23 protein-coding genes are annotated in these 23,680 nt (G+C 53.5%); 13 read left to right on the top strand and 10 right to left on the bottom strand.

The window, feature by feature from the left end:
- Nucleotides 1–284: 284 nt before the first annotated feature.
- The gene (locus H2515_RS16625; RefSeq protein WP_206385638.1) at nucleotides 285–428 is read right to left on the bottom strand and encodes a hypothetical protein; all 144 of its coding nucleotides are present in this window, start codon (nucleotides 426–428) and stop codon (nucleotides 285–287) included.
- A gap of 18 nt (nucleotides 429–446) precedes the next feature.
- The gene (locus tag H2515_RS09370; RefSeq protein ID WP_141672355.1) at nucleotides 447–710 is read right to left on the bottom strand and encodes a hypothetical protein; all 264 of its coding nucleotides are present in this window, start codon (nucleotides 708–710) and stop codon (nucleotides 447–449) included.
- Nucleotides 711–1,264: 554 nt separating this feature from the next.
- Between H2515_RS09370 and H2515_RS09375 the strand changes: the two genes are divergently transcribed.
- The 7 genes from H2515_RS09375 to H2515_RS09405 all read left to right on the top strand — a co-directional run bounded on the left by H2515_RS09375 (nucleotide 1,265) and on the right by H2515_RS09405 (nucleotide 5,534).
- Entirely contained in the window at nucleotides 1,265–1,525 is a 261-nt protein-coding gene (locus tag H2515_RS09375) for an EexN family lipoprotein (RefSeq protein WP_065413310.1), read from the top strand.
- 44 nt (nucleotides 1,526–1,569) lie between these two features.
- Nucleotides 1,570–1,800, top strand: coding sequence for a hypothetical protein (locus H2515_RS09380; RefSeq protein WP_065413309.1), 231 nt, complete (start codon nucleotides 1,570–1,572; stop codon nucleotides 1,798–1,800).
- A gap of 489 nt (nucleotides 1,801–2,289) precedes the next feature.
- A complete protein-coding gene (locus tag H2515_RS09385; protein WP_035191171.1) occupies nucleotides 2,290–2,460 on the top strand; it encodes a CsbD family protein in 171 nt (56 codons plus the stop codon).
- A 61-nt stretch (nucleotides 2,461–2,521) separates the two neighbouring features.
- Nucleotides 2,522–2,683 carry a DUF1328 domain-containing protein gene (locus H2515_RS09390; protein WP_083091479.1) on the top strand — a complete coding sequence of 54 codons (162 nt, stop codon included), beginning with the start codon at nucleotides 2,522–2,524 and terminating at the stop codon, nucleotides 2,681–2,683.
- A gap of 36 nt (nucleotides 2,684–2,719) precedes the next feature.
- Nucleotides 2,720–3,388 (top strand): ABC transporter substrate-binding protein, encoded by a 669-nt coding sequence (locus H2515_RS09395; protein ID WP_198659941.1) that lies wholly within the window; start codon nucleotides 2,720–2,722, stop codon nucleotides 3,386–3,388.
- Nucleotides 3,389–3,415: 27 nt separating this feature from the next.
- Nucleotides 3,416–3,706 (top strand): hypothetical protein, encoded by a 291-nt coding sequence (locus tag H2515_RS09400; protein WP_232821319.1) that lies wholly within the window; start codon nucleotides 3,416–3,418, stop codon nucleotides 3,704–3,706.
- 19 nt (nucleotides 3,707–3,725) lie between these two features.
- Nucleotides 3,726–5,534: a cation:proton antiporter gene (locus H2515_RS09405; protein ID WP_198659942.1), complete on the top strand. Its 1,809-nt coding sequence runs from the start codon at nucleotides 3,726–3,728 to the stop codon at nucleotides 5,532–5,534.
- Nucleotides 5,535–5,604: 70 nt separating this feature from the next.
- On the opposite strand, the gene H2515_RS09410 is transcribed toward H2515_RS09405, so the two are convergent.
- From H2515_RS09410 to H2515_RS09435, 6 genes are all read right to left on the bottom strand, one after another.
- On the bottom strand, nucleotides 5,605–5,832 hold the full coding sequence (locus H2515_RS09410) for an acetamidase/formamidase family protein (RefSeq protein ID WP_198659943.1): 228 nt from the start codon (nucleotides 5,830–5,832) through the stop codon (nucleotides 5,605–5,607).
- A gap of 132 nt (nucleotides 5,833–5,964) precedes the next feature.
- Nucleotides 5,965–7,239, bottom strand: coding sequence for an MFS transporter (locus H2515_RS09415; protein WP_198659944.1), 1,275 nt, complete (start codon nucleotides 7,237–7,239; stop codon nucleotides 5,965–5,967).
- On the bottom strand, nucleotides 7,236–7,592 hold the full coding sequence (locus H2515_RS09420) for an ArsR/SmtB family transcription factor (protein ID WP_065413305.1): 357 nt from the start codon (nucleotides 7,590–7,592) through the stop codon (nucleotides 7,236–7,238). The genes H2515_RS09415 and H2515_RS09420 overlap by 4 nt, the downstream gene beginning before the upstream one ends.
- Nucleotides 7,589–8,329 (bottom strand): MBL fold metallo-hydrolase, encoded by a 741-nt coding sequence (locus tag H2515_RS09425; RefSeq protein WP_065413304.1) that lies wholly within the window; start codon nucleotides 8,327–8,329, stop codon nucleotides 7,589–7,591. Before H2515_RS09425 ends, H2515_RS09420 begins: the two co-directional genes overlap by 4 nt.
- 178 nt (nucleotides 8,330–8,507) lie before the next feature.
- Nucleotides 8,508–9,485: a cation diffusion facilitator family transporter gene (locus H2515_RS09430; protein WP_198659945.1), complete on the bottom strand. Its 978-nt coding sequence runs from the start codon at nucleotides 9,483–9,485 to the stop codon at nucleotides 8,508–8,510.
- Between the two features lie 95 nt (nucleotides 9,486–9,580).
- On the bottom strand, nucleotides 9,581–10,222 hold the full coding sequence (locus tag H2515_RS09435; RefSeq protein WP_198659946.1) for a class I SAM-dependent methyltransferase: 642 nt from the start codon (nucleotides 10,220–10,222) through the stop codon (nucleotides 9,581–9,583).
- A gap of 324 nt (nucleotides 10,223–10,546) precedes the next feature.
- Between H2515_RS09435 and H2515_RS09440 the strand changes: the two genes are divergently transcribed.
- Together H2515_RS09440 and H2515_RS09445 are read left to right on the top strand one after the other, a co-directional pair.
- Nucleotides 10,547–12,643, top strand: a complete 2,097-nt coding sequence (locus H2515_RS09440) for a hybrid sensor histidine kinase/response regulator (RefSeq protein WP_035191151.1) — start codon at nucleotides 10,547–10,549, stop codon at nucleotides 12,641–12,643.
- Nucleotides 12,644–12,645: 2 nt separating this feature from the next.
- Nucleotides 12,646–14,589, top strand: a complete 1,944-nt coding sequence (locus tag H2515_RS09445) for a GGDEF/EAL domain-containing response regulator (protein ID WP_198659947.1) — start codon at nucleotides 12,646–12,648, stop codon at nucleotides 14,587–14,589.
- A gap of 34 nt (nucleotides 14,590–14,623) precedes the next feature.
- Here the strand turns inward: H2515_RS09445 and H2515_RS09450 are convergent, their stop codons facing one another.
- Entirely contained in the window at nucleotides 14,624–15,358 is a 735-nt protein-coding gene (locus H2515_RS09450; RefSeq protein ID WP_065413302.1) for a Crp/Fnr family transcriptional regulator, read from the bottom strand.
- A 532-nt stretch (nucleotides 15,359–15,890) separates the two neighbouring features.
- On the opposite strand from H2515_RS09450, the gene H2515_RS09455 reads away from it, so the two are divergent.
- Nucleotides 15,891–16,202 (top strand): ArsR/SmtB family transcription factor, encoded by a 312-nt coding sequence (locus H2515_RS09455; RefSeq protein ID WP_065413301.1) that lies wholly within the window; start codon nucleotides 15,891–15,893, stop codon nucleotides 16,200–16,202.
- Between the two features lie 72 nt (nucleotides 16,203–16,274).
- Here H2515_RS09455 and H2515_RS09460 read toward each other — a convergent pair whose 3' ends face one another.
- Entirely contained in the window at nucleotides 16,275–20,231 is a 3,957-nt protein-coding gene (locus H2515_RS09460; protein ID WP_198659948.1) for an autotransporter outer membrane beta-barrel domain-containing protein, read from the bottom strand.
- Between the two features lie 717 nt (nucleotides 20,232–20,948).
- Here H2515_RS09460 and H2515_RS09465 point away from each other — a divergent pair.
- The 3 genes from H2515_RS09465 (at nucleotide 20,949) to H2515_RS09475 (ending at nucleotide 23,679) form a co-directional block, all read left to right on the top strand.
- Nucleotides 20,949–21,671: a Crp/Fnr family transcriptional regulator gene (locus tag H2515_RS09465; protein ID WP_035191141.1), complete on the top strand. Its 723-nt coding sequence runs from the start codon at nucleotides 20,949–20,951 to the stop codon at nucleotides 21,669–21,671.
- A 116-nt stretch (nucleotides 21,672–21,787) separates the two neighbouring features.
- Nucleotides 21,788–22,183, top strand: coding sequence for a hypothetical protein (locus H2515_RS09470; protein ID WP_232821320.1), 396 nt, complete (start codon nucleotides 21,788–21,790; stop codon nucleotides 22,181–22,183).
- A 2-nt stretch (nucleotides 22,184–22,185) separates the two neighbouring features.
- Nucleotides 22,186–23,679 carry an ATPase domain-containing protein gene (locus H2515_RS09475; protein WP_065413298.1) on the top strand — a complete coding sequence of 498 codons (1,494 nt, stop codon included), beginning with the start codon at nucleotides 22,186–22,188 and terminating at the stop codon, nucleotides 23,677–23,679.
- Nucleotide 23,680: the final 1 nt, after the last annotated feature.

A 23,680-nucleotide genomic window follows, 5' to 3' on the forward strand; every position in this document is an offset into this window, starting at 1 on the left:
AACTTGATGGCTTTACTTTGCCGGGATATGATTCCGACTTAATCCATGATGACCTCTATTTTATGGGATGTCATACTCTAAGGCCAGATAATGCAGCGGGCAAGTGGTATAAGCCGAGAAAATCGAGACTAAACCTGACCAAACATCACACCCGCACAAAACCCAGAAACAGGTTCCCGCTCCAAGCGCGCCGCCGCCACGAAGATATTGGTATGGGGGGTGATAGACCGGCGGAATTCAACCCGGCCACAAACATATCCCCGATAGACATTAGTAGCTAGGACTCAGTCTATCGCGCGCTCACCCTGCCTGTCGCAAACATATATCCACTGAACATCAGCGAACGGGCAGTGCACCCCACCGCTGGCCGTGCGTTCTACCAGTCCAAGATCGGCGAGTACCTGCACGTCATCGTTAACGCGGCGCACATCTCGGCCTGCCTCGGGCTAGCTCTCGGATAGACAATTTCCACCAGGAGTCATGACCAGACGCACCAGAAACCATCGCAGTGCGGTCAGTCGGCCCAGGAACACATCCGGCGATTCAAAGTTCAGAGTTTCCCCCTGATCAGCCGCGTAGCAAATGCAAAACAGGCCACCACCCAGTTTCAGGCGGAGCTCCAGGGGCGCTACAATGCCGGCGGGCTGCTGGTGCCACATCTTCCAGCGCACCAAAATCCAGGAATGTTGCCGTGCGGTGCGGTGTGACACGCGCCGGAACCCAGTCGGCCACCGCTTCCGCCGTACCAGTGCCGGAATCACCATTCTCTTGCAGCAATACCCGCCAGCGGTAGATACACGCCGTACTGACCGCGGCCTGCTTGCAAAATGTGCTAACGCACAGGCCGCTTATCGCCAGTGCATCCAATAACGCCCCCCACTCTGCAGCGCTGGCACTTCCTCCGCGCATCTGAATACATCGCTTGTGGAGCGCTTTGAAATATATACTATTTATATCAATTAGTTACAATATTTTCTGTCGAGCTCAGGTGGCCAATAACCCCAACGGGATAGCTTGCGCAAAAACTGCATCCTGAAGGCAAAAGCCCTCACCATGCTGCACACGCCTGCGTCGACAATGAGGAAAGCGTGTGCTGACGCACAGAGCCCCCTTAAAATTTGTACTATAATAGAAGATGTTTAAGGGGATTAGTTATTTTTTGAAAGAAAATTCTTATGGTGTCCCCGGTGTTAAGGTGGTTGTCGCCTCTCTGGAATGGCGTAAGTGGTGAGGGTGGGAAGTGAATTATCGAAAGGAGAATCTTATGGTTAAGAAGCTGGCATTACCCATTGCACTGTTTGCCTTAGCGGGCTGCTCCCCGATAGATCAGGGTCCGCAAGGTGGGCATGATGTGTCTTGGTATTTGCATCATCAGAACAAAATGTCACAAGAAGTTGCCTGGTGTAAGGACAATGCTAACCGTAGTGACCTGGATTCCTGCAAAAATGCCAACAAAGCAGAGGGCGAAGCATTATCCTACAACGCAAATAAAACCATAAAAAGCTTGGGTAAGAAGTTATCTTGATTCTGAACATGTCATCTTTATAACTCACTACTAAGGAGATTATTATGAATATATTCAGACCCGTAAAATTCCTCATTATGGCTTCGGTGATGGTGGTACCGTTGGCTCTTTCCGGTTGTTTTTTTGGTGGTGGAGGCCCCAGCGCCAAGGCGGAGGCCGCTCAAAGTAGTGCCAAGGCCGCACAAGTGACTGCAAATCAGGCTTTAGCCAAGGCAAATGCGGCACAAAATGCTCAGAACGAGGCTGCACGAAACGCGAATAATGGTAATCAATAATGCTGAACATTCAGAAGGAAGGCATTTATGTATATTACTCACAGCAACTTGTATGAGCTCTACATTGCCTCCTTGGTGGCTGTGTGGCATCGTTAGAAGTGCCGATTTCCGGCGGGGCACGGCGGCACAGTAGAAGGCGGAGATTGATCAGCTTATCACGCCTATTGTCCCGTCGTGATAACCATTGTCCAGGCCGCGGTCTTGCGAGCATTTATAGACATTAAATTACCTATATCGGAGCCATATAATAATCTAAAGCCGATGACGTCAGGACTAAGGTAAAACGGAAAGTGGTAAGGATGTGAGTGTATCGCTGACGTTATCGGGCAAGAGTGTTACCAAGGGCATAGGCCTGCTGGGCAATAAAACGTTATTTCGTCAGTTTTTAGCACTACCAAGTCAGCAACGTGGTGTATCTGAGACAGTAAAACCACTCCAATACACATCTGACCATATTATATAAATCATAACCTGGAACAGGAGAAAGCCATGAACAAGGATCAGATAAAAGGGCGCATAAAAACTTCCACCGGTGCAGTTAAAGAAGTTGCTGGAAGAATTCTCGGTGATTCTCAGCAAGAAATAGAAGGGGGATTTGAAAAAAATCTGGGCAAGGCTCAGTCAGCCTATGGTTATATGAAAGAAAAAATGAAAAAGTAACATTCCTTCCGGATCAAGTTTTATAATGAACTGATATATTTATTCCAAAGGAGGAATACTCATGCTTTATTGGGCCGTGGTATTTTTCATAGTTGCTCTGCTGGCTGGTGTACTGGGATTTTTTGGCATCGCCGGCATGGCTGCGTCGATTGCCAAAATTCTCTTCATCATATTCCTGGTGTTGTTCGTTGTCGCATTAATTACGGGAAGACGGCGGTTGTAGGATGAAATTCCGAAGCAACACAAAAGGAAAGTTATCATGATAGTTCGTGAACAATACATCAAAGTTATTATTCTCACCACCACCTGCGGCCTCATCTCGCTGGGCAGTGCTGGCGCTTGGGCGGCAGGATTGGCCACACAAACGTCTGCTCTGTCCACTAATCAGGTCAGCACCCCAGAGCAGGTGATTTCAGATCTTAATACTGCGCTCATTCAGTCGATGAGAACGGGGCCATCTGGCACTTATGAGCAGCGCTTCCACATTCTCTATCCGGTTATCAGATCAGCGTTTAACTTTCCTTTGATCAGTCAGATGACCTTGGGAAGCGGATGGAATAGCCTCAACATCAGCCAGCAGAATCAGTTTGTGCAGGTGTTAACAAAGTATTCTGCGGCTAATTATGCCTCGCACTTTGACCATTATGCCGGTCAGAAATTCAGCTTGTCGCCACCTAAAATGGCAGCAGGTGGAGATGTTATCATCACCAGCGTCCTCATTTCCCATGATGGGGCTAAAAATCAATTTGCCTATATCCTCAGAAAATCTGATGGTCAGTGGCAGATCCTGAATGTAAGCACCGATGGTGTAAGCAATATGGCCATTGAAAAATCCGAATTTACAGGCGCTTTAAAGAAGGTAGGCTTTGATGCCTTAATGGAACAACTCAAGGCACATACAGCAAATCTGGCACAGAGTCATACCTAACCGACGCTGACAAGAGGAATATATAACGTGAAAAACATACATAGATTTTTTGTAATGACTGCAATCATCATTCCTATGGGACTCGCTGGGTGTGCAAGTAATCCGGGCTATGATAAAACGAAGGCTGAAGCGAGTTCAGCAGAAGCTATGGCTAAACAGGCGCAGATAACGGCCAACCAGGCCCTCAACAAAGCAAACGCTAACCAACAAACTGCTTATAATGCTATGACTCGTGCAGATAATGCGCAGAAGACAGCAAATGAAGCCATGCGAGCGGCAAATTCAGCCACAATAAATCGGGCTGACGGGTCGCAATAATTCGCGGAAGTCATTTGAAATGAGCGTCAACTTTGGCGTTGTTTTCCTCATTGCTGGCCTGGTATTCCTCAGCCTCCTCAGCCAGTGGCTCGCCTGGCGGGTCAAACTACCCGCCATTCTTTTTTTGTTGGTGCTGGGCATCCTGCTCGGGCCCATCCTCGGCTGGCTGCGGCCAGACAAGATTTTTGGACCGCTGCTTTTCCCCACCATCTCTCTGGGCGTGGCCATTATCCTCTTTGAGGGCGCCCTGTCGCTGCGTTTAAGCGAACTCCGCGGCCTCGGCACGGTCATCCAGCGCCTACTGAGCTTGGGCGTGTTCAGCACCTGGGCAATCATCAGTGTCGCCACCCACTGGCTTGCACATTTCCCTTGGCCCATGGCCATTCTCTTTGGTGCGGTCACCGTCGTCTCCGGCCCCACAGTCATCGCACCCATCCTGCGTAGCGTCCGCCCCAATGCCAAGATTGCCAAGGTACTGCGCTGGGAGAGCATCCTCATCGATCCCATCGGAGTGCTACTCAGTGTGATCGTATTTGAAGCACTGGTGGCCCACAGCGTCGCTACCGCGTCCCTGGGTGCCGCAGGCTTGAGCTTTCTACGCATTGTGGCCGTAGGAGTTGCCCTGGGGGTGGCGGGTGGCTTCACTTTAGGATGGATACTGCGGCGCCGAGTAGTACCGGACTATCTGCACCCCCTCCTCGTCTTGGCGGGCGTGCTCATGATTTTTGCCTTGGCCGATGCCCTGGCCAAAGATTCTGGCCTACTGGCGGTCACACTCATCGGGATGGTACTCGCCAACATGCGCGACGTACCCTTGGACAACATCCTGGACTTCAAGAAAAGCCTCTCCATCCTGCTGATCTCCCTGCTCTTTATCATTCTGGCAGCGCGTTTGAATCTAACGGAGATTCGTGAAGTACTTGGACCTGGGCTCGGTCTGCTCGTGGTCATTCAGGTCCTCTCCCAACCCATCAAGGTTGCTCTCGCCTCCTGGGGATCGGAGTTGAACTGGCGGGAACGCGTCCTCGTCGCCTGGATCGCACCGCGTGGCATCGTTGCTGCGGCCACTGCGGCGGTGCTCGGACAAACCTTGCAGGCGGTCCACTATCCCCACGCCGCACTCTTTGTTCCCCTGACCTTCGCGGTCATTATCGCCAGCGTTCTTCTGCCCAGCCTCACTGCCAGGCCTCTGGCCAGGCTGCTGCATGTGGACGAGAAAGAGCCACAGAGCATCCTCATCATCGGTGCCAATCCTGTCGCACAAGCCATTGCCAAAGCCCTAGATCAGGCGGGCTTCGCCTGCCTGTTGTTAGATAACGACTTCGCTCAAATCCGCACGGCGCGCGCAGCTGGCATCGACACCTTTTACGCCCACCCTGTTTCCGTGCAGGCAGATCGTCATCTCGACTTGCTCGACTTTGGCTACATGCTCGGCCTGGCCGAAGATCACGCTCTCAACATCATTGCCAGTATGCGTTATAAACCGGAGTTTGGCCTGGACCATGTCTTTATCCTGACCGACGAGAGCGCCATTGCCGGGCGTGATCGACAGCAGGTAGCAGCACCCTACCGCGGACGCTATCTTTTTGGTGGAGATGCGACCTACGCACGACTCTGGCAACTTTTGGATAACGGCTGGCAAATCCATACCACGCTTTTGAGCGAAAGCTTTTCCTGGGAGGCCTACCAGGAAAAGCACAGGTCTGGCTTCCTGCCCCTCTTCGTGATCACCGGGGAGCATATTCTGCGCGTGATACATGCGGGCGAGACCATTGCTCCGGCAAGCGGTGACCATATCCTGGCGTTGATCGCCCCCTCAGCGGCTTAACCCACTTCAATCTGACGAAGAACCCAACAGTATCATGCATGACAGCATTAAGATTGAGATCAACATCAAATCAGGGTATTAGCCATTCTTTATGATGCATCAAAAGTGACGTTGAAAAGTAAAAACATCGGCGAACTGTAACACGAATAACCACATCCAGTGAGGCCTCCATCGCTGTACCATCAAGGTCACCATCCCCTTGCGATATATGAGAATCTCCTATGAAAAATAAAACGCCATCAACAAAAACCGGATAAACCATTTTTGCCCCTGCGCCAATTCTCAATGTTCCCGCCATGTGCAACCAGGAGGAATTGTGCTAACCCGTTCCGGCAGATCGGGCGCAACGCCTGCCATCCCAAGGTGATGACCGCTGAACCAGAGGGCCGCTGAAATTACGCATACTGCCGCCCAGAAAGCCATTACCTCATCAGCGGCGCTGATCCAGAGAGCGGCGGGGATGGGTTTCCCGCACCACCAGCGCAATCCACAGCCCCGAAATGGCGACAATACCGGCCGTAGCCCAGATGGCGGGGAGAATTTCGTTACTCCATTGCGCCACCAGCCCCAGCAGCAATCCACCGATGGCATAACCGGTATCACGCCAGTACCGATAGATACCGAGGATGCGCCCGCGCTCCAGCGGCGGGGCCGTATCGGACATGGCGGCGACCAGATTCGGGTACAGGAGCGCCATGCCCAGACCCATAATGAACGCCGCCAGAACCCACAAAACAAAGCCTTGCACCAGGGCAGTGGTCACCAGGCCCACAGACAACAGAAAAAAGCCGCTGACGATAGGGATCTTACGCCCGATGCGATCGGCCAGATGACCGGTCCAGAGTTGCGAAAACCCCCAAACAGCCCCGTAGACACCGGTGATCCAGCCGATGGCCACCACCCCCGTGGCGTGCTGCAGGAAATAAAGCGGAAAGAGCACCCAGACGAGGGTATCGGCCATCTTGTTGGCCACCCCTGCCTGACAAAAGGCGCGGTAGCGTGGATTCCGGAAAGAGACATCGATAAAGCTGCGTCTCCAGCCCGCGGTGGCCAGAGGCACAGACACGGGATGGGCAGCATGCTCGGCATGGACCCAGGCGATGGTATCGCGCACCCGTACCAGCAGTGCCAGGGCGACCAGGATCGCGCCCAGTCCGAAAAGCAGCAAAGCCCAGCGCGGGCCATAAAGCACCGCTAGATAACCGGTGGCAAGACCCGCCAGCCCCATACCCACATAACCCGCCGCCTCATTGATCCCCACCGCCAGACCCCGTTGTCGGCTGCCAGCCAGATCGATCTGGCTGGTCACCGTCATGGTCCAGGTGAAGGCCTGGTTGATGCCGAGAAAGACATTGGCGGTGATGATCCACCACCAGTTGGGGGCAAAGAAGATCAGCAGGGGGATGGGGATACCCGCAAGCCAGCCGAACAACAGAACACGCTTGCGCCCGATGCGATCGGAAAGGGAGCCTGCCACCAGATTAAGTGCCCCTTTGACCAGGCCAAAGGAAATCACGAAGCTCGCGAGAAAGAGAAACGCCCCCTTGCTCACCCCAAAATCGTGGGCGAGTGAAGGCAGCACCGTGCGCTCCATGCCAATGACCAGACCGACAAAGAACACCTGCATGGTCTGCAGCAGAAACTGGCCACGGTTATGGGCGATTCCGCGCTGATAGGTCATAGCCGGTGCATGCACCGGGTTCATGACGGCGCTTTGCGCAGCGGTACAAGTTCCGCCAGTTGCTGACGGCAGGCGGTGGTGATATCCATCTGGTCAAGGATCAGCTTCCGCACGATCTCGCAGGTCTCCAGCACATCGGGGCTGGTGAGGCGGTAATGGCAGAAGGTGCCGCACTTGTCGCAGTGCACCAGACCGCGCGCCTTGAGCACGTTGAGGTGTTGCGAGACATTGGCCTTGGATAGCCCGGTCAACTCCGTCAGTTCCCCCGCGGTGTGCTGCCGTTCACCCAGGTAGTGGATCATCTCCAGACGCTTGGGATGGGCCAGCGCCGCAAAGACCTCGGCAAAGAGGGCGAAGCGCACCGTTTCCACACTCATACCGCCGCCCCCAGATTGGCCGCCACGATACGCGCCATCTCCGCCGGCCGCTCCGGGATGTTGGCGGTGAGTTCGCGGATGAAGGTGTCTCGATCGGTCATGGACAGATAGGTGTCCCAGCGCTTCTCGAAGCCAATAGTGGAGGACGGCTTGCCGGACAGGCCCGCACCACAGACACTGCCCGCTGCATGGCCTGGGAATATCTCCAGATCGTCGGGCAGGGTGAGGAGTTTGTTGTGGATGCTGTCGAAGATCTGGCCCGCCATTTCCTCCGGCGCCCCCCCCAAATCGGGCCGACCAACGCCACCGACGAACAGGGTGTCCCCCGTCAGCACGAACCAGGGGTCGGCGCTGCGCCGCAGATCACTGACCAGCAGGCAGATGCTGTCGGCAGTGTGACCGGGGGTATGGAGGACTTTCGTCAGCACATTACCGCTTGCCAGCACCTCACCGTCCTTGAGCCCGCGGATTGGAAAATGGACCTTGCCCACGTTGCTTTCGTGCAGACAGTAGAGGCCATCGGCCAACTCTGCCAGCTTTTTGCCGCCAGAAAGATGGTCGGCATGGACGTGGGTGTCGACGACAAAGTCGATCCGCACGGCGGCCTTTTGTGCTGCGTCCAGAAACCACTGCTCATCGCCAGCCACGACATCCACCGCCACCGCCGAACCCTTGCTGCCACATCCGTAGAAATAAGACAGAGTACCATCAGCATTGCTGTATTGCTTGAAAAACACGAATCACCTCGCATATTCGTTAATTAACATACTATGCAACCAATAAACTAATCGAGCCCCCGCCATTTGTCAATGTGCCCCAAGGCACCGTGATCCAAGTGGTAACTCACGGGGGCGCACCGGTGCATACGCCCCCCGAGGAACCCTCAGTCGTTAGTGTACTCCCCGGCGGGGAATCTCAAATCCGATGATCAGGCGCCAGTGCGCATGGATGGGCCGGATCGCCGGTCTCCACCTGCAAGGTGGGATGGTCGATATGAAAGCGTATCTGCAATTCATCGCCAATCTGATTCAGCAGTGCGTCCCCCGGATAGCCGTTCGGCATAACCAGATGCGCGGTCAGCGCCGTTTCCGTGGTGCTCATGGCCCAGATGTGCAGGTCATGCACCGCCGCCACATTCGGCAGAGCGGCGAGATAGGCGCGTACCGCCTGGGTTTCGATCCCTTCTGGCACGCCATGCAGGGCCAACTGGGTGGAATCCCTCAATATTCCCCAGGTGGCGATCACGATCACCGCACTGATGAACAGACTCACCGTGGAATCCAGCCAAAACCAGTGCGTAAAGAGCATCACGATCCCAGCGATGACCACACCCAGCGAGACGACAGCGTCGCTCGCCATGTGCAAAAAGGCTGCCCTGATATTCAGGTCGCCCTTGCGCCCTGCCATGAACAGCAGCGCCGTCCCGGTATTGATCAGCACCCCGAAAGCCGCCACACCGATCACGATACCGCTGTCTACCGGAGCTGGCTGCAACAGACGCTGAATCGCTTCCCAGGCGATCCCGCCAGTCACCACCAACAGAAATACAGCGTTGGCCAGCGCCGCCAGAATAGACGAACTGCGCAACCCGTAGGTGAAACGGACTGAAGGTGGGCGGCGGGCCAGGGCAGTGGCGCCCCAAGCCATCAACATGGCCAGCACGTCACTGAGGTTATGGCCGGCATCCGCCAACAAGGCCAGGGAATGTCCAATCACCCCGAACACGGCCTCAACCAGCACGAAGCTCAGATTGAGCGCCACCCCGATGGCGAAGGCGCGGCCGTAGTCCGCCGGGCCATGGGCATGATTATGCCCATGCGCGTGGCCGTGGGTCTGCTGGTGACCCGTGTTATGATCGGCATGGTCATCAGCGTCATGTTGGTCGTGTGTCATACATCAATCCTTCCTCGAAAAAATCCGAATGTCTGCCCATTAAAAATCTTTTGGTGGCCGCCGCCCAGGGGGAAGGCTGTATATGTCATGGCGGTTTATTCCGTCTCCCCCGAGATGACTACCATGCCGCCCCAGGGCAGCGTGTGGGGCAGCAGTCGCTCCATCGTCCGTGCCACCCGGTTCCCGGCAGGAAGAAATATGGCGGAATGCATCGCCAGTCGGCATACCGGCAAACCGGAGAAGAAATCGAGCAACTCGTCGGGACGATGCCAGTGCGCCCCATGGTAAGCCCCGCTCCCAACGCCCTGCCCTTTCTGCGCATAGAGTAGGCTGGTCCGGTTGAGCCAGCCGATGGCGAAACGCTGACGCGCCACCCGCACGATCTCGGCCACGGCCTGCCGCTCACCATCCACAAAACACAGGGCCGCGACCGAGACCACACGATCGAAACTGCGGTCCGAAAAAGGCAGGGAGCGGGCGTCTCCGGCTACACAGCGGATCGCGGGGGGGCCCTTGGCGTGGGCGAAGGCAAACCCGTCCGGGTTGGGATCAAGACCAATGACGCGGAGGCCTTGCTCGGCAAAGCGGCGGGTAAACCACCCGGTACCACAGCCCACATCCAGGAGCGTATCCCCCGACCGCGCCTGGAGAAGCCCGGAGAGCAGGCGGAACTCCACCGTGCCGATCCAGCGCCCCCGAGGGGTGGCATACCAGGCGTCATAGGTGGCGGCGTCCATCAGCCTGCCACTCCGTCGATCTCCGCCCCAATGGTGAAGAGATCCAGACGCGCCCCCAATGGGTCTATCGGGGTGCTGACATTGCAATAAAGGTGGACCGGCAAATCGTTCACCTTTGGAAGTATGGAAGGATCTCGAGCGCCTTGCAATTGGCAATAGATCTGCGGTGAGAGTGATACTGAGGGACGAATTCCTGTAAAGGTGGTCCGGCTACAGCGTCTCCTGTTGTGATACACTCAGGCGGCCCAGACTGCTCTGGGTGCGGGAAGTATATTCCTCACCACACCACTATTTTAGTTACACTACCGACAATCAGGCAATCCGATGGCTAAAAGAGTACTCGATGTGCAGAATTCCGACGGCCGCGTTGCCACGACAGAGGGCATCACCGAACTCCAGCACCAGGAGTCGCTGATTAAAACCGGGGCACTGCAGAACGCGATATTCAATAGCGCCAACTTCTCGAACATTGCCACTGACGAGAATGGTGTTGTTCAATTGTTCAATGTCGGCGCTGAGCGCATGCTTGGGTATTTGGCCGTCGAAGTGGTGAATAAGATCACCCCGGCCGATATTTCCGATCCGCAAGAACTGATCGCGCGCTCCATCGCCTTAGGACTCGAATTCGCAACCGCCATTGCCCCGGGCTTCGAGGCGTTGGTGTTCAAAGCCTCACGTGGGATTGAGGACATATACGAGTTGACCTACATCCGCAAGGACAACAGCCGCTTTCCGGCGATGGTATCGGTTACGGCGCTGCGCAACGATCAAGAAGGAATCATCGGCTATCTGTTGACCGGCACTGATAATACCGCGCGCAAACTGGTGGAAGATAAACTACGGTGGGCGGAAGAAAGCTTTCGCTTAATGGTCGAGAGCGTGACCGACTACGCCATTGTCATGCTTGATCCGGAGGGTTGTGTGGTAAGCTGGAACTCCGGTGCGGAGCGAATCCAAGGCTATCAGGCAGAAGATATCGTCGGCCAACATTTCTCGCGCTTTTACCTTGAGGAAGATGTCGTCAACGGCAAAGCGCAGAGTGATCTGGAGAAGGTGAGAGCCAACGGCCGTTTTGAGGATGAGGGCTGGCGGGTGCGCAAGGACGGATCCAGCTTCTGGGCCAATGTGATATATACGACAATTCGAGATCAATTTGGCAATCTGCGCGGGTTTGCCAAATTAACCCGTGACCAGACAGAGAACAGGCAAGTTGAATCCGCACTGATCGATGCCAAGTCCGCCGCGGAAAAAGCCAATCGGGCAAAATCGGATTTCCTGTCCAGCATGAGCCATGAGCTGCGCAGCCCACTCAATGCGATTCTTGGTTTCGCCCAGTTGATGGAGTCCGATTCCCCGTCGCCAACCCCCTCGCAGGCGGCAAACATTAAGCAGATTCTCCAGGGAGGATGGTATCTGCTGGAGCTGATTGACGAAATCCTCGATCTCGCGGTGATCGAGTCAGGTAGACTGGCATTGTCGCTGGAATCGGTGTCGATCTCCGAAGTCATGATTGAATGCCAGGCGATGATCGAACCGCAGGCGAAAAAACGAGGCATCCGAATGTCATTTCCCCCGCGCGCCTTCGATAACTTTGTCAAGGTCGATCGGACCCGGTTTAAGCAGGTTCTCATCAATCTGCTCTCCAATGCGATCAAATATAACCGGACGGACGGAACAGTCGTCGTGGCATGCGCCACAATCGCCCCGGAGCGCATACGTATCAGCGTCACCGATACTGGCGTGGGTTTGTCTGCGGAGAAGCTGGCACAATTGTTCCAGTCGTTCAATCGTCTCGGCCAGGAAGCCGGCGCCGAGGAAGGCACCGGTATCGGCTTGGTGGTGACCAAGCGACTAGTCGAACTGATGGGGGGCGAAATCGGCGTGGAAAGCAGCATCGGGGTAGGGAGCGTATTCTGGATCGAGCTGACTGCGGCTGCCTCACCACAAAGTGGTGCTGGCATCACCGAATCCACGCCAGTTGTTCAAGTGCAAGTTCACAACGACGCGCCGTTACGCACGCTACTCTATGTAGAGGATAACCAGGCCAACCTAAAGTTGGTCGAGCAGTTGATTGCGCGCCGCCCCGATATGCGCCTGTTGAGTGCAGAGGATGGACATCTCGGCGTCGAAATTGCGCGTGCGTTTCTGCCGGAGGTAATCCTGATGGACATCAATCTGCCCGGCATCAGCGGTATCGAAGCGATGCAGATATTGCGCAAAGATCCGCTAACTGCGCACATTCCTGTGGTGGCACTGAGTGCCAATGCTATCCCGCACGACATCGTGAAGGGTCTGGAGGCAGGATTCTTCCGTTATCTCACCAAACCGATCAAGGTTAATGAATTCCTGCACACGCTGGACGAGGCGCTGGAGTTTGCAAAACATAGGGATCAACCAGTGCAAATACAGAAGCACGAATAATCATGCCCAGTGCATCCGACATTTTTAACGCCAGCCTCCTGATCGTTGACGATAAGGAGGCCAATGTGCTTTTGCTCGAGCGTATGCTGCGCGGCGCCGGTTATGCTTCCGTCGCCTCTACAACGGTTTCGCATGCGGTTTGTGAGCTCCATCGAAAAAACCGTTATGATCTGATCCTGCTCGATTTACAGATGCCTAGCATGGATGGGTTCCAAGTTATGGAATGCCTGAAGGCGATCGAACTGGACGGTTACCTTCCGGTGCTGGTGATCACCGCCCAACCGGAACACCAACTGCGCGCGCTGCAAGCCGGTGCAAAAGATTTCATCAGCAAACCGTTCGATCTGCCCGAAGTACTGATGCGCATCCGCAACATGCTGGAAGTCCGCCTGTTGCACCGGGAATCGAAGCACCACTGCCGAAGGCTGGAAGAGACGGTGCAGGAACTGCGCACAGCAGAGTCTGGATTACGCACAACCAAAGCGGCATTATCCAAAGAGAAGGCGGCGCTCGACGAACACGTACTACAATTGCAGCGAGCGAACGAACACCTGGTCGTCGCTACTATTAAAGCCCACGAACTGGCTGATCAGATCCAGGTGGCCAGAGACCAGATAGATTATACAGCGCAACACGATGCGCTCACCGGCTTGCCCAACCGGCTACTGCTGCAAGATCGGCTCGGTCAGGCTATCGAGGTAGCGCGACGCCAGGAAAGACCGCTCGCCGTAATGTTTTTGGATCTGGATCGATTTAAATACGTTAATGACTCATTGGGGCACGCGGTAGGCGATCAGCTGCTGCAATCGGTGGCACAACGACTGAAGAGTGGTCTACGGCACTCGGACACCATTAGTCGCCAAGGTGGGGATGAATTCATCGTACTGCTTCCGAATATTGAGCACGCTGAAGATGCAGCCCTCTCTGCGGGTAAGATACTCGCGGCGCTTACGCCACCACATCGCATTGGCGAGCATGAATTCCATATCAGCGTAAGCATCGGTATCAGCATCTATCCAGACGATGGCCAGGATACCGAGATACTGCTCAAGAGCGCGGATGCCGCGATGTACTATGCCAAGGAAAACGGACGCAACGCGTACAAATTCTTTGAACCTGAGATGAATGCGCGGGTCGTCCGGCGGCAATCCATCGAAACAGAGCTGCGTCGGGCACTGGAACGGCAGGAGTTTGTGCTGCACTACCAGCCGGTCATTCATCTACTCAGCGGTAAGACGGTCGGCGTCGAGGCACTTATTCGCTGGCAACACCCGGAACACGGGATACTGTTACCTGATGAATTTGTACCCATTGCCGAAGAGTGTGGTCTGATCCTGCCGATGGGTCGCTGGGTGCTGCGTGAAGCCTGTAGTCAGGCTCAGACTTGGATACAGGCAGGTATCCCACCGCTTACCGTCGCTATCAATACCTCCGCATTCGAGTTTCGTGGCAAGAACTTTGTTGAGAACATCCGCGCGACCCTCGCGGAAACGGGCCTGGCACCGCACTTGCTGGAACTTGAAATGACTGAAACCGTCCTGATGAGTGACTCTGCATCCACCAATTCCGTGCTCAATGCGCTGGTAGACATGGGGATAAAGCTTGCCATTGATGATTTTGGCACCGGTTATTCCAGCCTCACTTATCTACGCCAGTATCCCGTCGATGCGCTGAAAATAGACCAGTCGTTTGTGCGGCAGATGACCAGCAGCACGGACAGTACCTCCATCGTCGATGCCGTAATCAACCTGGGTATAAACCTCAAGAAACGGACGGTTGCAGAGGGTATCGAAACCGCGGAACAACATGCGCTGCTTCTGGCACTCCATTGCGATGAGGGACAAGGTTATTATTTCTCGCCCCCGGTACCGGCCGGTGAATTTGCCGCGCTCCTACAATCGGGCATCCTGCCACTTAGTGAACACCGACACCGGGGCACCATCTGAAAATCATTAATTACATTAGTTGTATGTACTCCTCCTAGGCCGGGCGCTTAACCTCACCGAGTATCCAGATAGAGTCCGCCCTATCCACCTCGTAACAGGCGCAGGAAGCATCTTCCAGACCAGCGCGGTCGAGAACCGTCACATCCCCACGGCAATAGTGGATTAGCCCGCGATTCTGCAGTGCAAGCGCAGCGGTAGTGACGCCGACCCGGCGCGCGCCCAGCATGCCAGCCAGGAACTTGTGTGTGACATGAAATTGATTCGAGTGGGATCGATCCTGGGTCATCAAGAGCCAACGGGCGAGACGCGCCTCCACGACATGAAAATGGCTGCAGGCGGCCGTTCGTGCCAATTGCGTCATCACAACGTAAAGGTAGCGATTTAGCAGTCTTTGCAGCACGGGGCTATCCTGAAGTTCGCGGCGAAACAACACCGCAGTCATACGCAGAGTAGAGCCCGCGTTCTGAACCACAGCGGGCAACGATGAAGTGGTTGCGCCGAGGATAAGAGGGATCCCGACCATACCTTCGTTTCCCACCATCCCCACGCCCAGTCCGACACGTCGATCGATCGGCGTGATCTGAGCGATGATACTGCCGGTGGGAAAGTACACATGACGAATACGCTCGCCAGGTTTGGCTAAAATATCAGCAAATCGCAATTCGACAGGATCACATCCCAGCAAAAAACGCTCACGCTCCTTACTCGGAAAAGCCTCAAGAATGTCATTGAGAACAGGGGCTGGAAAGGCTGAATCTGCGCGAGGCATGCGAATTCTCCTGATGTCTGGGCATCCAGTAAGCTGAAAAGTGTGGAGACCCTATCCTGATGCCGGGCATCAGGTAGAGCGCATTCGTTAGTGACGAATCCCGCACAGTCTGCTGCAACATCGGAGCGTGGTCTGTACGGTGGGATACCTAATACTTGACGAGCTTGGCCACACGTGCACCACCGAATATGGAATGCTCGCTTCCGAACCGCATTTCAGCACTGCCTGCGGTCCGGCATATCAAGCACACTGCGAGCGGCAAAATCCAACGTTTTGCTGACCCCCCAACAACTGCAAAAAAGGAGTGCCTGAACCAAGGATTACGAAAACCTGTACCACCTGATTCCTCGGCATTAAAATCCGCGGTCTATGTGGCACGGATAACAGACACCAGCTGTCGATTGGACTACGTTAGTGCAACTTGTACCAGGATGAGAGTGATGCACTATACACACAAGCGCTCACATGGCTTTTTGTGAGCGCTCCTCATGTACGCGCTGAACCATAAGTTAACACATCAGGGATATAAAAAATGAATAATATTTATGGAGAACCTGGCAACATACCAAGAGTAGCAAAGGTTATCATGGCGGTATCACATCCCATACGCTACAAGATGATCTGCCTGATCGGCGCCGGAGACATTAGTTTAATGAGTTTGACAAAAGCAGTTAACAGCAGCCGCAGCAACACTTCACAGCACCTCATACTACTAAAAAATGCCGGTCTGGTAGTCAGCAAGCGTATTGATAACCGAGTTTATTGCCATATAGCGGATCCACGCATATTGTATATATTATCCACAATAAAAAATATTTTTTCTAAAAATAATATCATTAAATAATATAATAGAAACACATTATAACAGTAGTGTGAACTTTTTATGGCAATTTATCCCGTTTTGCGATTCATGAAATCACCAGTGCCAGACTCCGCCCATCGCGAGTCCCGTGGTTGAGATGTTGCCAGCATAGTTTCCCATATACTCGGTGTACAAAGATAATCTATGGACAATATGCAGATTAACGCCCACATCAGTAGTAAGCGATGTCCTGTCCGGAGCTATACCCACCTCCGATACCGGAGCCAACTGGCCTAATGTTTCTGTGATAAAACGCGCGTTGCCGGTTAAAATACGCTGGACCCCGAGATCAATATGAGGTGTTACGGTCATTTTCCCGATATGATAAACATGGCTAAAGTCGGCACCCGCTGTAGCATCCGTTTCATTGTCCGTCTGGGCGGCATAGCTTAAGTCGAGGAGTGATGTGGCCCCATGCTCCGAGAATCCCGGTTGTGACTGCGAATAGCTTGCCACGCCGGCATTCGGGGTCACCGTCACCCAGGGCGTTTGAATAGCATATCCACCCTGCAGCACAGCGTGTATCATCTGCCCGTGATAATTGCCTAAGGCTGTAGCGCCCGTATTCGGAAGGTTACGCAACCCCTGGATGGATTCACTGGTGTACCCCACCAGTCCCCGCACAAATACGTGATGGTGCTTATATTTGCCATAGAGTATCGTGCTTATGCTTCCGATGTTCGCTTGGCTACCATCCGCATAGCCTGTCGTTGGCAGGTTCAGTAAGGTATGTACGTACCCCATCGCCACCCCTGCCGTAAAGCCGTGGTGCCGGAAATCCACGCCGCCATAAACACCACCGCTTTGATCGGAGAACGCAGATACTCCGGCAGATCCAGTGGCATTGCCGACGTCTCCTAATCCCTGTAACCAGAATCCGGACGGTGACCTGCCATTCTGCGCATTCTGATCCTGCACGCCTGGGACGGATAAATTGGCCAATTGTCCTGACATGACGGTCCCCATGGAGTCCAGCATGGTGCGCGCGATCGCCGCACCTGCGGAGCCTTTATCATGCGCAAATACCAGCGTATCCGCCTGCGCCGTCATGTTGATCAATGCGGTAGGAATATCTGCATAAATCTGCCCGCCAAGATACGCCGGAGCATCATTCATGCCCACTGGCCCAGAAGTGGCGGCCAATTGGATGCTGAGCCCGTTTTCATTGGTCGCCAGACTGGGGGTAACATAGGCCGGAAATGGATCATAAACAGTTGTCGAGAATGCTCCCGTTATCCCCCCTCCAGCAGTCAGTATCTGGTACTGATCCCCGGCCACATAACTGGCGCCAGGATCCACTTGTATCAGCAATTTCCCGGCAAGATTTGCGGTGCCGGAAACGGCCAGCACATCATGCGCCGAAGGGGCGACCTCAATAGCCAGCGTACCACTAGCAGTCTGTATGTAGTTGCCGTTGATATGCAGGGTGCCAATGCTGCCACCAGGGAATACTGTACCCTCATTGGTGACATTACCCACGACCGTGCCATGGCCGCGCAAAACACCCCCTGAAGTCACGGTTATGGCGCTATTCAGGGTAGCCCCAGGGTGCGCTGCATCACCGACTTCCAGTGTGGTCGGTGTCGTGGCGGTGGAAAACCCAGACACACCACCGACCGTTGCGTGCCCCACCGTATTGAAGGCGTTATCCAGGATCAGCGATCCGCCACCGACTATCGTCAGTGGACCGCCCCCGGAAAAGCGGCTAGTTACCGTGTCAACATTGCCGTCCGTGTCTATAACACCCCCATTGCTGTTCACCGTAACGGGCAACGACAGATTAAAGCCTTGCGTGGTGAGGAATGTGCCGCCATTCAACGTGAGCACGCCAGTACCCAAGGCATCGACATTATCGACACCGAGGGTGCCACCCGCAATCGTGGTGCCGCTTTGGTAGCTGTTACCGCCAGTTAATGTAAGCAGGCCCGGCCCCTGTTGCCAGAGCATGCCATATCCACTGATGGTACCTGGCACCACAATGTTTCCGGCGCTATTAAACGCCAGTGCACCATTATCGACGACATTACCCGGAAGATTTCCACCCATACCCCCGTTGCCAATCTGAAGACTCGTATAGCCATTAATCGTAGTGCCTCCGGAATACGTGTTCTTTCCGGAAAGGATGGTGGTACCACCTCCGGTGATGGTGACACCGCCATCTGTGGTACTGTTCATTGGGATGATGTTGCCGGAGAAAGTATCCGTATGACCATCCGTATTTAAGGTGCCACCATTTGGCCCGATAAAGAATGACCTACTATCTTGTAATGACGAAGTCATTTCTAACGTGCCACCATCCAAGGTAATATTGCCGCTACCCAGCGCACTCTCGGCTCCCACGCCCAAGGTGCCACCCGTAACCAGGGTGCCAGCGGTATAGCTGTTGCTGCCTGTCAAATACAAAGTGCCCGGCCCCTGTTGCCATACGATGCCCAGACCGCTGATCTGGCCAGGAAAGGTGACATTTCCAGACTGATTGAATGACAAAACGCCGTCATTGAGGACGTTGCCAAGAATTCGTCCAGTGCTTCCACCATTGCCCAACTGTAATAGGGTGGAGTCTTCAATATAGGTGTTTCCGGCATAGGTGTTGTTCCCAGTCAGCGTCACACTACCGCCTCCTACCACGAATAATCCGCCATTACCCGAAAGCGTCCCATTAAACGTATCGGCATGTCCTGCTGTATCAATGGTTCCGCCATTACTGATCTTTTGTACTGTGTTGGCGTTCGCTGTACCGTTGACCCATGCTTGCCCGTTCGCATTGAGCACATAAGGTCCATTGCCAATCGCAGCCGTGTTTAATGTGTTATTGCTGTTTACCAATCCGAAATAGTCTGAGGAAACACCGAAGTAATCAACGCCGTTGCTTGTTGCATGTGTGTTATCGTTGACGAGTGACATAGCGAGGCTACCAAAGACGCCCTGCTGTTGTAACTCAGGAGAAACCTGCAATATTTCGGCGTAGGCTTTGGCAGCAATTGCCGACCAGTTTGCGGTATCTCCTGCTGGCGTGTACGGATTCATCATCATGTAGCCAAGAAGTAAGGGTTTTTTATAGGTCGTTTGCAGATAACGAGAGAAGGCGATAACCCTACCGGCTATGGTGCTCATACCCTCCTGCTGGGGGCTGACCACCGTTCCACCGGTAGTTGCGCCACGCATTTCCTGAAAAGTGATGAAGTTCAGGTATGGCGCGGCAACACTCAGGGCAGGGTGAAAGCTGGACCACTGAGACGCATTTTCGGTAGTACCGCTATAGACACCGAAGTCTCCGACGCCAGCACTGGTAAGAATAGTCAGACCAGGATGCTGAGCTTTATGAAGTATCTGTGCAACTTGGGCCATCCAAGCCCCGAATTGCGCCTGACTACCCACCCCTTGGACATTGAACTCAGGCTGAATCACTACGGATACTGTACCGTGCAGAGTGGCCAGATAATTAGCGAGTCGTTGGGTGTTTGCCAGCCACGCTTGGGCATTTTTCTGCACATAACCCCACGCACCGGAACCCATAGAACCCAGGTCACCCAAGTAATAATCAAATATAACGGGAGCATAGCCCTGTTGCATTGACGTTTGTAGGCCATCTAGCCAGTCGGGCTGCCAACTTTTGCTAAGCCACATGCCCAGCGCTTTGTTGTTACTTGGGAGATGTACTTGTTGCATAATGGAAGGTGTACTCACATAAGTATTACCAACCGTATTCAAGGTCATACTGTCACCAACCCCAAAGCAGTAAGCACCCCCACAAAGAGATGGCGTAGCTACTGGTGGGGCTCCCTGATCCAGTACAATATTGTTATCGCTCGTCAAGCTTCTGGAAGTGCGCAACGCGCCATTTTGCAGGTCAAGCAACCCGCTGCCCAGCGCGGAGCCTGCGGCAATATCCAGCGTAGAGGCGTTGACCACGACCTCCGCATTAGTGGTGTTGCCTGCACTATCCGTGACCGTACCACCACCACTGATGAACTGTGGCGTGGCCGTGGCGACACATGGAAAATCCAACAATGGGAGTATCAGCTGACTGCATACGATTAACCGTATGGCGTGTGCCAGATTAAATGTTACGGGCCGACCTGGTGTGCAGTCGGGCAAGTATTTGTTTGTTGATGGCATATTAGAAAGCCCTTGCTTTGGATTGCCATAAAATACAGCATCATGCTGATTTAAATAGATATCATCATGTCACAATTCAATCATATAATAAGCACTATAGCCGCGCCATTGATGCGCTATGTTATGCACCATACACAGCATAGTCAATAATTATTTCGATTTATTTTTGGCCACCCTCAACCTCTGAAAGCATTGACATATGGATCATGCATCAGCATATTACATCACAATAACAAGCATCTTTATGATATATATTAAAAATATAATTGGTAAAATCTGTTCTGTATCGAACACTAAATAAGCATTTACATGTACGGTTGCGCACCGCCAATAAGCACCAACCATTAAAAATCACCGAATCATTAACCCCGGCATCTACAGGATTGGCTTACAGGATGAGAAAGATGGCCATGATGCGCATCCAGCGCCGCTCAATGGGCAGTGATGGCCAACTTGGCCTTGTGCCCTGACAGACAATGCAAATTGGCCACTAGTTTTAACGCGAAATATAATTTAATCAAATTGTTACCATAACACAGAAGCCGCCGCTTGATATCGCCATAAAAATACGCCAAAATTTCGGGGTAGGTTTCGGCACAGGAGGGCTGAATGTCATACGCGCATGACCCTCGCCAGAACTATCTGCTTGCTGCACTACCGGCAGATGAGCGCGCGGCAGGGCTTTTTCCCCAACTGGAAAGAATCCCGATGCCGCTGGGCATGGTCCTTCACGAACCGGGACGCCCGCCGACGCACGCATACTTCCCGACCACCTCCATCGTCTCCCTGCTTTACCTCACCGAGGATGGCGGATCGGCGGAAGTGGCCGTGATTGGCAACGAAGGGGTCACTGGCATCCCGCTCTTCCTTGGAGGCGAGTCCACGATTAACCAAGCCGTCGTGCACAGCGCTGGTTACGGCTATCGGTTACGCGGACAAGTACTCAGGGATGAGTTTGTACAGGGTGGTCCAATACAGCGACTGCTGCTGCGGTACACTCAGGCTTTGTTCACGCAGATGGCGCAGACCGCCGTGTGTAACCGGCATCATGCCCTGGATCAGCAATTTTGCCGCTGGCTGCTGCTGAGCCTTGACCGCCTGCCATTTAATCGCTTGGTAATGACTCAGCAACTGATCGCAAATATGCTCGGAGTGCGCCGTGAGAGCGTCTCCGTAGTTGCTGGCAAGCTACAAGAAACGGGCTTAATCGACTACAGGCGGGGCCGCATAACCGTAATCGATCGCCTGGGACTCGAGGAGCGAGCCTGCGAGTGCTACGCTGTGGTGAAAAAAGAGACCGACCGCCTGCTTTCTGATATATGCCTTCCGTAGCAGGATATCGCCGGATTCCGTACATAATATCTGTCTCAACAGTATCTGCTCTGTCCTTCAGATGCTGGTCATTTGAGGTGCGATCTGAAGGCAAATCGTCACGGAGATGAAGCAGCTTGATAAACCATCGAGAAATAAACAAATACATGGAGCAATATCCAGACGAGAAAGTCGTTGAAGTCGCTATGCAATTATGGGTAAAAATGTCCGTAGAAATTGTCACAATCATCGGACTGGATGGATTTAATGCGCTCTATCAAAGAAGTGTAATCCTCGCGGAGGCCAAGTCTCCATGGCAGGAAAGTGACACCAAAGAAATGCAGAGCTACGATATAATTACATTATTAAAACACTCAGATGGAACGCAGACACCAACACAAATCAGAAGCATCAATTGTTTGTTACTGACTACCTTTTCGGATATCTTGTCTTCGTTGATCGGTGACCAGCTAACATCTCGTATTTTAGAGGTAGCATGGGAAGGTACCGTGATCAATCAGGTTAGGGGTTAAATGTGATCGATAAAGTAAATATACGCCAGTTGCCAACTGGCGTGCCCGGGCTGGATGATTTATTGGGTGGCGGGCTGCCGGAATTTTCTTTTAACCTGATTGCCGGAGTGCCTGGCGGCGGGAAAACAACGTTGGCACATCAAATCATGTTTAGCCTAGCCAACTCGACCAGTCGGGCACTATTCTTTACCGTGCTGGGTGAACCGGCACTAAAGATGCTGCGCTATCAACAACAGTTCACCTTTTTTGACATCAGCAAAGTGAACGCATCCATCCGCTATGTCAATTTATCTCAAGACCTGTTGCAAGGAAACTTTGACAAGGTATTAACCCGCATTATTAAAGAAGTAAAAGCCTTTACCCCCAGCCTGGTGTTCGTGGATTCATTCCGATCGATGGCGCAATTAGGCAAACTGGGTCCGCATGGGCTGTCAGATATGCAGCGATTCTTGCAGCAGCTCGGCATGGAAATGACGAGTTGGCAGGCCACCACCTTTCTTATCGGGGAGTATACCGTGCCCGCCGCAGACTCTAGCCCGATATTCACCGTGGCCGATGGGATTATCTGGCTTACCCAAAATGTATATCGCGATACCATGGTGCGCAAGATTCAGGTCATAAAAATGCGCGGACAAGCACAGCAAAGCGGATTTCATACTTACCGCATTCAAAATGATGGGCTGCATATTTTCCCGCGCGCAATAGCCAACGATAGTGATACTACTGCAACAGAGGCAGAAGCATCCAGCAGAATAAAACGTATCACGATGGGCATACCCGGACTGGATGCCATGCTCGGCGGGGGATTGCCAGCGAGTCATACGCTACTCGTGGTAGGGCCAACAGGGTCCGGCAAAACCATAATGGCTATGGAGTTTCTCGCCGAAGGCGTACGCAGAGGCGAGCCTGGCGTGATTGCGGCATTTGAAAAAAGTCCCAGCCAGTTGTTGAGCAAAAAGCTGTACATGCTCATCAAAGCCGGGGGTGTTGGGGTCATTGACGCCCGTTCTCTCAGCTTGTCGATGGACGAAACATTACATAACCTGCTTACCGCCATTGAGCGCCTACAGGCGAAACGAGTCGTTATTGACTCTTTGTCTGGTTTTGAATTGGTTCTGGCACCCGAGTTTCACGAGAATTTCCGGCAATCCTTATATCGGATGATCGCCGTGCTTACCGGCATGGGGGTCACCGTGCTGATGACCTCCGAACTGGAGGATCGCTATACCGACTTGCGCTTTAGTTCGTTTGGCAGCGCCTTTCTTGCAGATGCCATTATCGTGCAACGTTATATTGAAATTGCGGGCAGTTTTAAGCGGGTGTTGTCGGTCGCCAAAGTGCGCGGCAGCGCGCACAGCAAAGAGATTAGGTTCTTTGACATTACCGATGAGGGCATTGTTCTCGGTGCGCCGTTATCGGGGTATTCCGGCATTTTGTCAGGCCGTCCGATGCTCGATGCCTTGCCCTGCACATCAGGGAAAGACGGGCGAATATGAA

It is taken from the genome of Acidithiobacillus ferrivorans (assembly GCF_016250455.1).
Taxonomy (GTDB): Bacteria; Pseudomonadota; Gammaproteobacteria; order Acidithiobacillales; family Acidithiobacillaceae; genus Acidithiobacillus; species Acidithiobacillus ferrivorans.

Coding starts and splice junctions, on each gene's coding strand:
- H2515_RS09465 (WP_035191141.1), top strand. CDS start 20,949: ATGTCATACGCGCATGACCCTCGCCAGAACTATCTGCTTGCTGCACTA.
- H2515_RS09375 (WP_065413310.1), top strand. CDS start 1,265: ATGGTTAAGAAGCTGGCATTACCCATTGCACTGTTTGCCTTAGCGGGC.
- H2515_RS09440 (WP_035191151.1), top strand. CDS start 10,547: ATGGCTAAAAGAGTACTCGATGTGCAGAATTCCGACGGCCGCGTTGCC.
- H2515_RS09435 (WP_198659946.1), bottom strand. CDS start 10,222: ATGGACGCCGCCACCTATGACGCCTGGTATGCCACCCCTCGGGGGCGC.
- H2515_RS09445 (WP_198659947.1), top strand. CDS start 12,646: ATGCCCAGTGCATCCGACATTTTTAACGCCAGCCTCCTGATCGTTGAC.
- H2515_RS09405 (WP_198659942.1), top strand. CDS start 3,726: ATGAGCGTCAACTTTGGCGTTGTTTTCCTCATTGCTGGCCTGGTATTC.
- H2515_RS09380 (WP_065413309.1), top strand. CDS start 1,570: ATGAATATATTCAGACCCGTAAAATTCCTCATTATGGCTTCGGTGATG.
- H2515_RS09395 (WP_198659941.1), top strand. CDS start 2,720: ATGATAGTTCGTGAACAATACATCAAAGTTATTATTCTCACCACCACC.
- H2515_RS09450 (WP_065413302.1), bottom strand. CDS start 15,358: ATGCCTCGCGCAGATTCAGCCTTTCCAGCCCCTGTTCTCAATGACATT.
- H2515_RS09420 (WP_065413305.1), bottom strand. CDS start 7,592: ATGAGTGTGGAAACGGTGCGCTTCGCCCTCTTTGCCGAGGTCTTTGCG.
- H2515_RS09390 (WP_083091479.1), top strand. CDS start 2,522: ATGCTTTATTGGGCCGTGGTATTTTTCATAGTTGCTCTGCTGGCTGGT.
- H2515_RS09430 (WP_198659945.1), bottom strand. CDS start 9,485: ATGACACACGACCAACATGACGCTGATGACCATGCCGATCATAACACG.
- H2515_RS09415 (WP_198659944.1), bottom strand. CDS start 7,239: ATGAACCCGGTGCATGCACCGGCTATGACCTATCAGCGCGGAATCGCC.
- H2515_RS09455 (WP_065413301.1), top strand. CDS start 15,891: ATGAATAATATTTATGGAGAACCTGGCAACATACCAAGAGTAGCAAAG.
- H2515_RS09410 (WP_198659943.1), bottom strand. CDS start 5,832: ATGGCGGGAACATTGAGAATTGGCGCAGGGGCAAAAATGGTTTATCCG.
- H2515_RS09385 (WP_035191171.1), top strand. CDS start 2,290: ATGAACAAGGATCAGATAAAAGGGCGCATAAAAACTTCCACCGGTGCA.